Consider the following 13,396-nt stretch of genomic DNA (forward strand, 5'->3'; position numbering starts at 1 on the left):
CCGCGGACGCCGCCGCGGCGGAGGACTTCGATCCGCTGCGGATACGTCCGTACGTGACGCTGCCGGAGCCCGGCCCCGCGGACGAGGCGGCGCCTGCACCTGGACCGGCGGCCCCCGCGCCCGTACTCCCGCCGGAGGCCGTGGCTCCACCGCGGTCGGCGGATGTGGGGCTCTTCGCGGCGGGCGGTGCGCCGGAGAACGGGCCGCCCCCGCCCCCTCCGTCGTACGACGACGAACCGGAACCGCGGCGCGGCCGTATCGGCCTCTACGCGGGGGTGAGCGCGGTGGTGGCCGTGGTGGCCGTCGCGGTGCTCGCGACGGTCCTGCTCTCGCCCGACAAGCCGCAACGGGACCAGTCGCTGCCGGATGTGCCGACGCGCGCGGTGAACACCGCGTCCGCATCCCCCACGGAGCCGCCGACGACGGCTTCCCCGTCGCGCTCCCCGTCCCTGCCCCGGTCCCAGTCCCCGTCACACAAGGCGAGCCCGTCCCCGTCCCCGTCGCGCACGGCTTCGGCCAAGCCGCGGACCACTCCGCCGCCCAGCCGCTCGACGGCGCGGGCAACGGGTTCGGTGGAACCGGCCACCCCGTCGGCCGGCGGGGTCCTGAGGCGCGGTGACAGGGGCCCTGAGGTCACGGAACTCCAGCAACGCCTGCAACAGCTGTACCTGTACATGGGCGAGGCCGACGGCAACTACACCACCCCGGTCGCGGACGCGGTGACCCGCTTCCAGTACGCCCGGGGGACGCAGAGGGACGGGGAGGGGGTCTACGGGGAGAGGACGCGGGCGGCACTGGAGGCGGAGACGTCGGAGCCATAGCAAGGCGCCCCGCACCGCAAAGACGCCCCGCACCACAAAGGTGCAAGGCGCCAGAACCCGCGAGCCGAACCTCAGCCGAAGGTCAGCCGAAGCGCCCCGTCCCCGGCGGGCGCGACACGGACCCGCGTCAGATCAGCGACGTGCACGGTGGGCCCGAACTCCCCCGCCCGGGGGCCGACCCCCACGACCCGCATACCCGCCGCGAGCCCAGCGGCTATCCCAGCCCCGGAGTCCTCGAAGACGACGCAGTCAGCAGGGTCGAACCCCAGCTCGGCGGCCCCCTTGAGGAACCCTTCGGGGTCGGGCTTGCTCGCGCCCACGTTCTCCGCGGTGACCCGCACGGCGGGAAGCGGCAGCCCGGCCGCGGCCATCCGCCCCGTGGACAGCGGCACATCGGCGGACGTCACGAGCGCGTGCGGCAGCCCTTCGAGCGATGCCAGGAAGGCCTCGGCCCCCGGCACGGGAACGACACCCTCCATGTCGGCGGTCTCGGCGGCCAGCATCTCGCGGTTCTCCGCGTAGTTCTCCTCCATGGCCCGCTCCGGCAGCAGCACCGCCATCGACGCGTACCCCTGCCGGCCGTGGACGACCTTGATGACCTCGTCGAAGTCGAGCCCGTGCCGCTCGGACCAGCGCCGCCAGCAGCGCTCGACGACCGCGTCGGAGTTGACGAGGGTTCCGTCCATGTCCAGGAGGAGGGCCCGGGCGGTCAGAACAGAGGCAGTCTCAGCCGTCATCGACGTACTCCAGAGCGCAGAGGGACAGAGGGAGATTCCGCGGACGCCCGCAGAGGAAGAACGGAGGGAAAGCGGAGGAAGAGCAGACGAAAAATCAAGGCGGCCCCGCCCGCCGGTCAGGGAACACGGGCGGAGCCACTTTGTTCCTCCACGATACAAAAAGGTGCCACCAGACGCCAGCACCGCAGGTCACACCCCCCACAGGACGCCCGGCCGGTCGCCTCAGGCAATCGCCTCGTACAGACTCCACAGACCGAGTGCCAGCATCAGAAGCGCCGCGATCTTGGTGATGAGCGAGAGCGGAACCCGCTTCATCAGCGCCTTTCCGCCGACGATCCCGAGCCCGGCGACCGCCCACAGCGCAAGCACCGCGCCCAGGCCCACGGAGAGCGGGTCGTCGTACCGCGCGGCCAGATTCGCGGTCATGATCTGCGTCAGGTCACCGAACTCCGCGACCAGGATCAGCATGAAGCCCGCGCCGGACACCTTCCAGAAGCTCTGGTCCTTGGGCTCGCGGACCTCTTCCTCCTCCTCGCCGCCCTTCAGGAGCAGCATCGCCGCCCCGCCGAGGAAGAGAACACCGGTGAGCGCGTGCAGGAGCTGCTGCGGCAGGAGCGTCAGCACGCTGCCCGCCGCCACGGCGAGCACGACATGGACGACGAAGGCGGCCGCGACCCCGACGAAGACGTACGAGGCGCGGTAGCGCGTCCCGAGGACGAGCCCGGCCAGCGCTGTCTTGTCCGGGAGTTCGGCAAGGAAGACGACGCCGAAGACGAGCGCCATCACGCTGATGCTGATCAAGGTTCCTCAATCGGTCGGCGCTGCCCCACCGAGAGCAATCTGTACGTCACGTACGACACCTCGGCACGGCAGCGCACACGGACGTACACGGTCATGTACGTCGGGCACTGCTTGCCGAAGGTCTCGCTGGCCGACCACGTCCGCGACGTCAATGACGCTGATGACGGGGCCTGCCTCCGGGCGCCGGCTCAGGCGAGCTGAGCAGTATGTCGACGGTCCGGCGAAGAGCTACTCCCCTTCTGCGCCATCCATCGTACGGGACGTCCGCGCACCCCGGACCAGGGCCTTTCGACCCCTCGGAGAAGTGATCCAGGTCACGCCCCGACGGCTTTCCGACACGCCTTGGTCAACTCCCGCACAGATGACCGGACATGACACAACGCCAGAACTCTTGAACTGACCACCTGATTGACGCGACCCTGTCACCTGACGCACATCCACAGGAAACCCCATCGCGTCACCATGGCCGCCTCAACGGTCAACATCCCCCCACGACAAGGGAGTTCGAATGTCCGCTGTCTACGCGCGTCGACGCCTCGCCACTCTCACCGCCCTGACCGCCCTCGCCTCCGCCGCTGCCCTCCTCACCGGCGCCCCCGCCCAGGCCGCTCCCCCGGCGCCGGTCTCCGCCGCCACCGCCCGCACCTACCTGGGCCAGCTCACGGAGAAGGCCGAGGGCTCGTCCGACGGCTACAGCCGCGAGAAGTTCCCGCACTGGAAGACCCAGTCCGGCGCCTGCAACACCCGCGAGGTCGTCCTCAAGCGCGACGGCACGAACGTCGAGCAGGACTCCAGCTGCGCGGCCACATCGGGCACCTGGAAGTCTCCGTACGACGGCGGCACCTGGACGGCCGCGTCCGACGTCGACATCGACCACGTCATCCCGCTCTCCGAGGCCTGGAAGTCCGGCGCGAACAGCTGGACCACCGCCCAGCGGGAAGGTTTCGCCAACGACCTCACCCGCCCCCAGCTGATCGCCGTCACCGACAACGTGAACCAGAGCAAGGGCGACCAGGACCCGGCCGAGTGGATGCCGCCCACCACGTCGTACCACTGCTACTACGCCCGGATGTGGGTGGACGTGAAGCACCACTACAAGCTCACGGTGAACCCGGAGGAGAAGACCAAGCTGACCTCGGTCCTCAACGGCTGCTGAGGCCACCGGCAGCACCGGCCCGCAAGAGTTGCGGTCACCGGCCTGTAACCAGCGGGAATCCCCGGAACCTCCCCACCGCCCTCCGTCGTTCCGTACCGTACGGGGCGACGGAGGAGAGTGATCATCGTGGCACGGCTGCGCCTGGGTCCACTGCTGAGGTATGTCGACGGTTCGACGGCGACGGTCTGGGTCGAGGCCGACCGCCCCTGCACCGCCGAGGTGCGGTGCGCCGACGGCGCCAAGGGCACGGCGAACACGTTCCAGATCGCGGGCCACCACTACGCGCTCATCCCGGTCACGGGCCTGCGTCCGGGCACGGAGACCGCGTACGAGGTGCGGCTCGGCGACAGCGGCGGCCCTGTCTGGCCGCTGCCGGGCTCGCCCTTCCCGCCGAGCACCATCCGCACGCCCGGCGCGGGCGAGGACGAGGCGCTCCAGGTCACCTTCGGGTCCTGCCGCTGGGCGGCCCCGCCGAGCGACGAGCACGACCCCGTCGGCCCCGACGCCCTTGACACCCTCGCCGCCCGTATCGCCACCGGCACGGCCGCCGACCGCCCCGACGTCCTGCTCCTCCTGGGCGACCAGGTGTACGCGGACAACACCTCCGAGGCGACGCGCCGCTGGCTCGCGGCCCGGCGGAACCTGAACGACCCTCCGGGCGACCAGGTCGCGGACTACGAGGAGTACACCCACCTCTACTACGAGTCGTGGCTCGACCCCGAGGTCCGGTGGCTGCTCTCCACCGTGCCCAGCTGCATGATCTTCGACGACCACGACGTCATAGACGACTGGAACACCAGCGAGGCCTGGCTCGCCGAGATGCGCGCGACGCCCTGGTGGCGCGAGCGCGTGCTGAGCGGCCTGATGTCGTACTGGGTCTACCAGCACCTCGGCAATCTGCCGCCCGCCGAGCTCGAGCGGGACGAGCTGTACGCCGAGCTGCGCGCGACGCCGGACGGCACGGACGCGCTGCGCGCCTTCGCATCCGCATCGGACGCCGACCCCACGGCGACCCGGTGGAGCTACCGCCGGGACTTCGGCCACGTACGCCTGCTCATGATCGACACACGGGCGGCGCGCGTCCTGGACGAGCGGAACCGCGCGATGATCGACCCGGAGGAGGCCCGCTGGCTGCGCGAGCAGGCCCTGGAGGGCGCGGGCGGTCCGAACGGCTGCGATCACCTCCTGATCGGCACGTCGCTGCCGTGGCTGCTCCCGCACCTCATCCATGACGCCGAGGGCTGGAACGCCGCGCTGTGCCGTGGCGAGCGGGGCGCGCGCTGGGCCCGCTTCGGCGAGAACCTGCGCAGGCGCTCGGACCTGGAGCACTGGGCGGCGTTCCCCTCGTCCTTCGACGCGCTGACCGACCTGATCGCCGAGGTGGGCACGGGCCCGGGCGCCCCGGCGACGGTGTGCGTACTCTCCGGCGACGTCCACCACGCGTACATCGCGGAACCAACGTGGCCAGGCGGTGGCGGCCCCGAGGCCCGCGTCCTGCAGCTGACGTGCTCGCCCGTCCACAACTCCATCCACGCGTCGATAAAGCTGGGCTTCCACTTCGGCTGGAGCAGGGTGGGCCGGGCCCTCGGACGCCGCTTCGTGCGGCACGGACGGGCGGCGCGGGCCGCCATCAACTGGCGCAAAACGGGTGGGCCTTGGTTCGGCAACCAGCTCATGACCCTGACGCTGCGGGGCCGTTCGGCAGAGGTGCGACTGGATCAGGTGCGGGTGGTGAAGGGGGTCGGCGAACGGCTGGAGACGACGCAGGAGACGCAGCTGACGTGACCTCCCTGCGGGCGGTAATTCTCATAGCCCCGCAAAGGCGACCGGCATCCGGCGGACGTCGCGTGACACAGGCCACACCCGTCTGACGATCCTCCGTTCCGGGGTTCGACTTCGGGGCTTCCGGCGGCATGATGAGGCGGACCGTCCGCTTCCATCGCCCCCTCCGATGCCCGGGAGTCACGCCTTTGTCCGCACCATCCGCAGCGACCGCACCGGAACATGACGTTGCTGTCGCCGTCGTCGGCGCGGGGCCCCGCGGCACGAGCGTCCTGGAACGCCTCTGTGCGTCGGCAGCCGAACTCCTGCCGCCGGGGGCACGCCTCACGGTCCACGTCGTCGACCCCTCTCCCCCGGGCCCCGGACGCGTCTGGCGGACCGCGCAGCCCGCCGAGCTGCTCATGAACACGGTCGCCTCGCAGGTGACCCTCTTCACCGACGAGAGCGTCGACTGCGCAGGACCGATCCGGCCGGGCCCGAGCCTGTACGCGTGGGCCGCCGCCGGGCACGCGCCGGGGATCGGCCCTGACGACTACCCGACGCGCGCCTGCTACGGCCGCTATCTGGAGTGGGTCTTCGCCGAGGTCCTGCACGGCGCCCCCGGAACGGTCCGGGTCGAGGTGCACGCGGCGCGCGCCGTGCGGCTCGACGGCAAGCGCGACTCCGAGGACGGCGCGGGCGGCGCGGACGATGGCGCCCAGTCCCTCGTACTCGACGACGGCCGTGAACTCCGCGGGCTCAGCGCCGTCGTACTCGCGCAGGGCCACCTCCCCGCGATCGGCGACGAAGGGCAGGACCACCTCGCCGCGCACGCCGCGCGGAACGGCCTGCGCCACATAGCTCCGGCCAACCCGGCCGACGTCGACCTGTCGGCGATCGCCCCCGGCGAGCGCGTACTCCTGCGCGGGCTCGGCCTGAACTTCTTCGACCACATGGCGCTCCTGACGCAGGGCCGCGGCGGACGCTTCACCCCGGCGCCGGACGGCGGTCTGCGCTATCAGCCCTCGGGGCACGAGCCGAAGCTGTACGCGGGCTCGCGGCGCGGCATCCCGTACCAAGCGCGCGGCGACAACGCGAAGGGCGCGTACGGACGGCACGAGCCACTCGTCCTCACCTCCGACGTCATAGCCCGCTTCCGCAAGCGCGCGGACAGCGGTGACGCCCCGGACTTCCTCGACGAGATATGGCCACTGGTCGCCAAGGAGGTGGAGACGGTCTACTACGCGGGCCTCGTCCAACCCGCCGAGCGGGCCACGGACTTCCGGGATGCCTTCCTCGCGGCGCCGCACCGCGGCCCTCAAGAGGCCCTGATCCTGGACGAGTTCGAGATACCCGAGGCCGCGCGCTGGTCCTGGGACCGGCTTGCACAGCCGCACTCCGGCCACACCTTCCGCTCCCCGGCCGACTTCCGCGCCTGGCTTCTCACCTATCTGCGCGAGGACACCGCGCAGGCCGCGCTCGGCAATGTCGCGAGCCCGCTGAAGTCCGCCCTTGACGTGCTGCGCGACCTGCGCAACGAACTCCGTCTGATCCTCGACCACGGCGGCCTGGCCGGGGTGTCCCGCCGCGAACACCTGGACCGCTGGTACACGCCGCTCAACGCCTTCCTCTCGATCGGCCCGCCCCGGCGCCGCATCGAGGAGATGACGGCGCTGATCGAGGCGGGCGTCGTCGAGGTGCTCGGCCCACGCCTCGACGTGCGGCCCGCCGCGGACGGTACGTATCTCGCCCGCTCCCCCGACGTACCGGGCTCGGATGTGTCCGTCACCACACTCATCGAGGCCCGCCTCCCCGAGCCGGACGTGCGGCGCACCGCGGACGAGCTGCTCGGGCGGCTCCTGAGGACGGGCCAGTGCCGCGCCCATGTCGTCGACGGCTACGAAACCGGAGGCCTCGACGTCACACCCCGCCCGTATCACCTGATCGACCGTCAAGGACGGCCCCACACAAGGAGGTTCGCGTTCGGGGTGCCCACGGAGGGCGTGCACTGGGTGACGGCCGCTGGAGCCAGGCCGGGCGTCGACTCGGTGACCTTGTCGGACGCGGACGCGGTGGCGCGGGCCGTGCTGCGTACGGCGGCGGGAGCGACGGAGATCCCCTCCGCGAGGGGAGTGATCCCGTCCGCGACGGAAGTGGAATCGCCCGAATGGCCAGATGTTGAACTTGCAAGCATTGATTAGGTTCCCCTAACCTTGGGCCTCCGCTCGGTTACCGTCCCCGAAAAACCGAAGGAGACCCCCATGACTGGACGTCTCAACAACGCCCAGCCCTACGCCCTCGGGCTTTTCCGCATAGTCATCGGCCTGCTCTTCGCCTGCCACGGCGCCGCCTCGCTCTTCGGAGTGCTCGGTGGCGCGGCGGGCGGCGGCACGGTCGACGCCGGCACCTGGCCGGGCTGGTACGCGGCCGTCATCCAGCTGGTCGGCGGCGGCCTGGTCGCCCTGGGCCTCGGCACCCGCGCCGCGGCGTTCATCTCGTCGGGCTCGATGGCGTACGCCTACTTCAAGGTGCACCAGCCGGAGGCCCTGTGGCCGCTGCAGAACGGCGGGGAGGCCTCCGCGATCTTCTGCTGGGCCATGCTCCTGCTCGTCTTCACCGGCTCGGGCGCGCTCGGCCTGGACCGCCTCTTCGCCTCGCGCGGCGAGAGCGGGGACAAGGCGGCGTCGGAGCGGACGCCGGTGGCTGCCTGACGCGTACGCGCGCTCGCGCTGACGCGCACGCTCATGTGACGGTGCCCCCTTCCTCGTACGCGTACGAGGAAGGGGGCACCGTCACGTTCAGACACCGTCACGTTCAGACACCGTCGTGCTCCCCGGACTTCAGCCAACGGGAGCGAACGGCACCGTGAAGCACGCCACCCGGTCCCCCGCGCCGCCCTGCTCGCGGTGGAGCACGACGGATCCGGCCCCGCCAGGACGGAACTCCCACCCGTGGCGGGCGGTCGCCTTGCCCGAGCCGTTCCGGTCCGCGGTGAAGTCCAGCCAGACCTCGTTCTCCGCGTTGACGTAGGCCGGGTCCTCGGAGGGCTGGACCGGGTCCTCTCGGTGCTGGTAGTGCCCGCCGGCCGCGGCCGGATCGGGGCCGCACGGCTTCTGGTGCACGTGAGCGCCGTACGCGTGACCCGGTTTCATTCCCTTCACCCGGACCTTGACCGCCATGTCGCCCGGCCTGCCGCGCTGCTCGACCTCGATCGAGGAACCGGCGGGGACGAGCTTCTTGTCGTACGTGATCGCCGACGAGGAGATGAAGGCGGTGGGCGGCGCGAACCGCGCCCCGACCCGCATCTCGTAACAAGGCGTCGCGTCCCCGCCGACCGCGCCGCCGCCCGCTGCGAGTACCGCTGTCGCCACGGCCCCGGCGAGCATTCCTGCCACCATCGTCCCGCTCCTTCCGTACCGTCCGTCGAACCTGTCGGTGACGCTGTTCGTGACTCCGTTGGTACGGGACATCGGCCACCTACGCCCCATCGAGAGCGGCAGCCGGGTGAACGTGATGTAGCGAACATATGAGCCCCCAGTGGATCTACGGCGGAGAGCGCGGCGTACGCTGTACAGCTGTCACCAAGCCGCCCCTGCCGCTCCCCCGCGACGTCGCGGCAATCAAGTCGTCGACCGGGGAGTTACGGGGAATTGGGGAATTTCGGTGCTTGAGAGTCTGGGCTCACTGACCAGCAGCCCATGGATCTACGCGGTAGTGGCACTTTCCGTGCTCTTCGACATCGTCCTGCCCGTGCTGCCCAGCGGCGTCCTCGTCATCACGGCGGCCACCGCGGCGGCCGCAGCGGGCACAGCGGGCACAGCGGGCACGGGTGCGGGGAGCGTCGCGCACGAGGTCCCCGACATCCTGATCCTCCTGCTCTGCGCGGCCACCGCCTCCGTCCTTGGCGACCTGGCCGTCTACCGCCTCGCCTGGCGCGGCGGCGAGCGCCTGGACCGCGCCATCGCCCGCTCACGCCGCCTCACCACCGCGCAGGAACGACTCGGCACGGCACTCGCCCGGGGCGGCGGCGCCCTGGTCGTCATCGCACGCTTCGCCCCGGCGGGCCGCTCGATCGTCTCGCTCGCGGCGGGCGCGGCACATCGCAAGGTGCGTGAGTTCCTGCCCTGGTCGGCGCTCGCGGGCGTGGCCTGGGCCGGATACAGCGTCGCGCTCGGCTACTTCGGCGGGCAGTGGCTCGGCGCGACGTGGCTGGCCACGGGCGTCTCACTGCTCGCGCTCTTCGCGGCGGGCGCGGGGGCGGCGTTCCTGGTGCGACGGCCGCGTACGGCGGCGACGAGCTAGCTAGGCGGCCGGGGCTTCCTCGGCCGCCCGTGGCTTGGCCCCGCGTACCTCGATCCCGGCGAGCAGGTCAGCGGTGGCTTCGGCGACCGCGTCCACTGCACGGTCGAAGACCTCACGGTTGTGCGCGGCCGGGGCACGGAATCCCGAGACCTTGCGCACGTACTGGAGCGCGGCGGCCCGGATCTCCTCCTCGGTGGCGTCCTCAGGGATGGCGGGCGGACGAAGGGTCTTGATGCTGCGGCACATGCTTACAGCTTGCCGCGTGTGAGGCGCGGGCGTGAAGTCGTCCCGCCCACGAGTTCCCGCGAGGCCCCGCGGGACCCGGCGAGACCCCGCGCACCCCCGGGGCACCCCGAAGTTCACCCCACATCACACGTGGCGGCTCTCGCCCTCGAAATTCGAACAGGAGTAGCATTACGGCGTGCCTGCAACCCCTGCATACGACTTCCCTGACGACCTCCTCGCGGGCCAGGAGGAACTGCACCAGGTCCGGGCCGAACTCCTGGCCCTGCTGAAGCGGCTCCCCTGGTCGGTCACGCCCCTGGACGGCTTCAGCGACGACCACGGCTGGCGCAAGGTGGAGCGTCCCGCCTCCCCCGGATGGACCCCGGACGAACAGGCGGAGGTCGAGAAACTCCGCGCGAGGGAGCGGGAGTTGGCGGTGTTCGTCACCTGTCACCGCTTCTGGGATCAGGTGGCAGGACCGGACGCGGTGGCGGCCCGCGCACGGCTCAAACACATCCACGAGAAATCCATTGACACCGACTGACAGCGGGCGTTGACTCCAGCTACGCCAAGGAGGTGCTGCCATGAATGTTCTATTGGTCGTCCTGCTCCTTGCCCTGGTCGGCCTGGGTTTCAGCCAGCCACTTCTGTGGCTGGCCGCTGCGGCGCTCGTCTTCCTCATGGTCCAGCAGTACGACCGCGGAGGCTCGGCCAAGAGCAGCAGCAGCGGAAGCGGCGCTGGCGGAGGCGCGAGTGCCGGAGGCGGCGGTGGGGGCGGAGGCGGCGGCGGCGGAGGCGGCTTCCCCAAGACCTACCGCGACTACCGCATCCGCAAGGAACGCCAGGAGCGCTGGGACCGCAGGTACCGCCGGACGCATCCGGGTTCGGGCCGCTGAGCGGGGCGGCCGCCACCGGGCGGCCGTACCCGCCGAGACAAGACGGCCGTACCCGCCGACACGGACCGCCGCAGTCACCGCCGCCGCACCCTCGCGTCGGCCCGCGGCGACTCCCGCACAGGGAACATGGAGTGCTAGCCGAACGGCCCCAGCGGTGCACCCCTGTCACTGCCACGGGGTGCACCGTCCCCTCCCCTGAACACCACCCCGGCGGGTCAGCCGAGCGGCGCCCCCGCGGGGAGCCCCCCGATCATCGAGACCGCCCCCTGCACCGCGTTGTCGACCTTGGCCGTCGCAGCCGCGGGGTCCCCCCTCAGTTCGCCGCTCGCCGCGTCGACGCCAACAAGGCCGAGGGGGTCCTTCAGGTCCTGCGTCGTCTTCAAGGCGGAGTCGAGCATCTGCGTGCCACCACCGGCGGGCGGCTGCGGCGCGGCGAACGCGGGAGAAACGGCCCCCAGAGCGATCCCGACACCGACGACACCAGCAGCGGCCTTGGCGATCTTCACGAGGTAAATCCCTTCCGGCAGGGCCCAACGGCAGCACGACGGTCGCACGCCCGGAGCATCCACAGACCGGACACCCACACGACCCCAGCCGGATTCCCCAACTCTCCCGCAATCCCCAAGGTTCTGGCCGACCACCCGATCGATTCGTTCGCGGCAGCCATATTCGTCCCCGGCCGACGCTCCGGCGGATACTGCACGTAGTAACACCAGCTACACGAGCGGAGAACGGCTTTGAGCAGCACATGGCTCATCTACAGCGGAGCCCTGATGGTGCTCCTGTCGGCGGGGCTCATGATGTTCACGGGCAGACCGGTAACACCTGTACGGCGTGACCCGACATCGATAGCCTGCGGCGTCATCATCTTCGCTGCCGTTTGTGTACTTGCCTTGCTCCTTGGCGCACCGGCCGCTATCGCCGTGTCGGGGGCATGCTTCTGGATGGCTGCGGCCATCACCGGCACATACGCGGTGCGCGGCCGTATCGGCTCGCGCGGCTGACCCAGCCGTATTCACCGATGGGCGGCCAGCACTGCCGCGAGGCCCTCTTGCAGGTCCTTGACGAAATACGCGGGAACCTCCAGCGACGGGAAATGTCCCCCGACTTCGGGCGTCCGCCATCGGACGATCTGCCGGTACCGCTCCTGTGCCCAGGGGCGCGGACACTTCTCGACGTCGCGGGGATACATGGTGAGTGCTGACGGGACGTCGACCCGAAGTTCGGGGTCCAGCGAGTTGTGGCTCTCGTAGTAGATGCGGGCCGCCGATGCGCCGGTCCGCGTCAGCCAGTACAGGGTGACGTCGTCGAGAACGCGGTCCATGGAAATCGTCTCGAACGGGCTGTCTTCGGTGTCTGACCACTCGGCGAACTTGTCGAGGATCCAGGCAAGAAGCCCGACCGGTGAGTCGACGAGCGAGTAGCCGATGGTCTGCGGTCGGGTCGCCTGCTGCTTCGCGTACGCCGCGCGGTGGCGCCAGAAATCGCGGGTTTCCTCGGTCCACTTGCGCTCGACCGCCGTCAGCCCGTCCGTTGTCATCCCGGGCGGCGCCTCCGCGAACGTCGTGTGGATGCCGAGAACGTGCGCCGGGAACCTGCCACCGAGGACCGTGGTGATATTGCCTCCCCAGTCGCCGCCGTGGGCCAGGAACTTGCTGTAGCCGAGCCTTCCCATCAGTTCCACCCATGCGGCCGCGATCTTTTCGGTCCCCCACCCGGTGGTGGCCGGCTTGTCGCTGTAACCAAAGCCGGGAAGCGACGGGACCACGACGTGGAACGCAGGCGCATCTGCCTCTTTCGGATCTGCCAACTCGTCCACCACATCGATGAACCGAGCAATGCTGTCCGGCCAGCCGTGCGTCAAGAGCAGAGGAGTGGCATCCGCGCGCGCGGATCGGCGGTGCAGGAAGTGGATTCCCAGATCATCAATCGTCGTGCGGAACTGGCCGATCCGGTTAAGGCGCTCTTCGAACGACCGCCAGTTGTACCCGGTGCGCCAGTAGTTCACGACATCGACGAGGTCGGCGAGCGGAACGCCCTGCTCCCATCGGCGAGGGTCGGGCGCGGCGCGATGGACCGTCTCAGCCTCCGGCAGCCGCGCCGCGGCCAGTCGCGCGCGCAGATCGTCGAGGTCGGCGTCGGTCGCGTGGGCTTCAAATGCTTGCACGTCGCTGGTCGGACGGGGCATGAGACCTCCTGGCCATCGTGGAACCGGCTACGACCTCTCGCGAACCGGCTAAGACGGTTCTAGCAGTCCTCCGAGCCACGCCGCAACCGGCTAAGGTGGTTCCATGCGTACCGGGTTCCCTGACTTCCGCCTCGGCAATGTGCTGGCGACCAGCTTCACGGGGACTCTGTCGGAGCGTCATGGCGACGCCGTGGAGCGCATTCCCACGCCGCACCGACTCGTCGACTGGCTGGCAGTGAACGGCCTCGCCGTGGACTCCTGCACCACTGCCCAGCTCGACCTCGCCCGGGAACTGAGGGAGTCGATTCACGCCGCCGCGACAGCGGCCGCGATCCAGGACGCTCTCCCCGCGTCCGCTGTCCAAGTCATCAATGACCGCAGCGCCCAGGGTCGGGCCGCGGCGATCCTGACGCCCGAGGGTGAGCGGCGATGGCGGCTCAGCTCGGCTTCCTGCGTGGAAGACGCCCTCAGCGTGATCGCCACCGACGCGATCAGCGTCATCGCAGGCG

16 protein-coding genes are annotated in these 13,396 nt (G+C 70.5%); 10 read left to right on the forward strand and 6 right to left on the reverse strand.

From position 1 onward, the window contains the following. Positions 1-674: 674 nt before the first annotated feature. The gene (locus tag ABD378_RS14025) at positions 675-821 is read left to right on the forward strand and encodes a peptidoglycan-binding protein (protein WP_344521272.1); all 147 of its coding nucleotides are present in this window, start codon (positions 675-677) and stop codon (positions 819-821) included. A gap of 71 nt (positions 822-892) precedes the next feature. Here ABD378_RS14025 and ABD378_RS14030 read toward each other — a convergent pair whose 3' ends face one another. Both ABD378_RS14030 and ABD378_RS14035 read right to left on the reverse strand, forming a co-directional pair. Continuing rightward, positions 893-1,558, reverse strand: a complete 666-nt coding sequence (locus ABD378_RS14030; protein WP_344521063.1) for an HAD-IA family hydrolase — start codon at positions 1,556-1,558, stop codon at positions 893-895. 222 nt (positions 1,559-1,780) lie between these two features. Continuing rightward, a complete protein-coding gene (locus ABD378_RS14035; protein WP_344521064.1) occupies positions 1,781-2,359 on the reverse strand; it encodes a TMEM165/GDT1 family protein in 579 nt (192 codons plus the stop codon). Between the two features lie 508 nt (positions 2,360-2,867). On the opposite strand from ABD378_RS14035, the gene ABD378_RS14040 reads away from it, so the two are divergent. The 4 genes from ABD378_RS14040 to ABD378_RS14055 all read left to right on the forward strand — a co-directional run bounded on the left by ABD378_RS14040 (position 2,868) and on the right by ABD378_RS14055 (position 7,987). Then, entirely contained in the window at positions 2,868-3,515 is a 648-nt protein-coding gene (locus tag ABD378_RS14040; protein WP_344521066.1) for an HNH endonuclease family protein, read from the forward strand. 126 nt (positions 3,516-3,641) lie between these two features. Beyond that, positions 3,642-5,300, forward strand: coding sequence for an alkaline phosphatase D family protein (locus ABD378_RS14045; protein WP_344521067.1), 1,659 nt, complete (start codon positions 3,642-3,644; stop codon positions 5,298-5,300). Positions 5,301-5,431: 131 nt separating this feature from the next. After that, positions 5,432-7,477: an FAD/NAD(P)-binding protein gene (locus ABD378_RS14050; protein WP_425583843.1), complete on the forward strand. Its 2,046-nt coding sequence runs from the start codon at positions 5,432-5,434 to the stop codon at positions 7,475-7,477. A 60-nt stretch (positions 7,478-7,537) separates the two neighbouring features. Beyond that, complete coding sequence (locus ABD378_RS14055; RefSeq protein ID WP_344521071.1) at positions 7,538-7,987, forward strand: DoxX family protein; 450 nt, start codon at positions 7,538-7,540, stop codon at positions 7,985-7,987. 129 nt (positions 7,988-8,116) lie between these two features. Here ABD378_RS14055 and ABD378_RS14060 read toward each other — a convergent pair whose 3' ends face one another. Then, positions 8,117-8,674, reverse strand: coding sequence for a superoxide dismutase family protein (locus tag ABD378_RS14060; RefSeq protein WP_344521073.1), 558 nt, complete (start codon positions 8,672-8,674; stop codon positions 8,117-8,119). 265 nt (positions 8,675-8,939) lie between these two features. Between ABD378_RS14060 and ABD378_RS14065 the strand changes: the two genes are divergently transcribed. Beyond that, positions 8,940-9,578 carry a DedA family protein gene (locus tag ABD378_RS14065; RefSeq protein WP_344521075.1) on the forward strand — a complete coding sequence of 213 codons (639 nt, stop codon included), beginning with the start codon at positions 8,940-8,942 and terminating at the stop codon, positions 9,576-9,578. Here the strand turns inward: ABD378_RS14065 and ABD378_RS14070 are convergent, their stop codons facing one another. Next, positions 9,579-9,824, reverse strand: a complete 246-nt coding sequence (locus ABD378_RS14070) for a DUF2277 domain-containing protein (RefSeq protein ID WP_344521077.1) — start codon at positions 9,822-9,824, stop codon at positions 9,579-9,581. It abuts the gene before it with no gap. Between the two features lie 175 nt (positions 9,825-9,999). On the opposite strand from ABD378_RS14070, the gene ABD378_RS14075 reads away from it, so the two are divergent. Then, complete coding sequence (locus ABD378_RS14075; RefSeq protein WP_344521079.1) at positions 10,000-10,347, forward strand: hypothetical protein; 348 nt, start codon at positions 10,000-10,002, stop codon at positions 10,345-10,347. Between the two features lie 40 nt (positions 10,348-10,387). Next, complete coding sequence (locus tag ABD378_RS14080; protein WP_344521080.1) at positions 10,388-10,699, forward strand: hypothetical protein; 312 nt, start codon at positions 10,388-10,390, stop codon at positions 10,697-10,699. A gap of 215 nt (positions 10,700-10,914) precedes the next feature. Here ABD378_RS14080 and ABD378_RS14085 read toward each other — a convergent pair whose 3' ends face one another. Continuing rightward, positions 10,915-11,205: a hypothetical protein gene (locus ABD378_RS14085; RefSeq protein ID WP_344521081.1), complete on the reverse strand. Its 291-nt coding sequence runs from the start codon at positions 11,203-11,205 to the stop codon at positions 10,915-10,917. Positions 11,206-11,436: 231 nt separating this feature from the next. On the opposite strand from ABD378_RS14085, the gene ABD378_RS14090 reads away from it, so the two are divergent. Then, positions 11,437-11,703, forward strand: coding sequence for a hypothetical protein (locus ABD378_RS14090; protein ID WP_344521083.1), 267 nt, complete (start codon positions 11,437-11,439; stop codon positions 11,701-11,703). Positions 11,704-11,714: 11 nt separating this feature from the next. On the opposite strand, the gene ABD378_RS14095 is transcribed toward ABD378_RS14090, so the two are convergent. Next, on the reverse strand, positions 11,715-12,887 hold the full coding sequence (locus ABD378_RS14095) for an epoxide hydrolase family protein (RefSeq protein ID WP_344521085.1): 1,173 nt from the start codon (positions 12,885-12,887) through the stop codon (positions 11,715-11,717). 103 nt (positions 12,888-12,990) lie between these two features. Here ABD378_RS14095 and ABD378_RS14100 point away from each other — a divergent pair. Beyond that, a partial coding sequence (locus tag ABD378_RS14100) for an ABATE domain-containing protein (RefSeq protein ID WP_425583841.1) occupies positions 12,991-13,396 on the forward strand: 406 nt, incomplete at its 3' end.

Source organism: Streptomyces rectiviolaceus (assembly GCF_039533825.1).
Classification (GTDB): Bacteria; Actinomycetota; Actinomycetes; order Streptomycetales; family Streptomycetaceae; genus Streptomyces; species Streptomyces rectiviolaceus.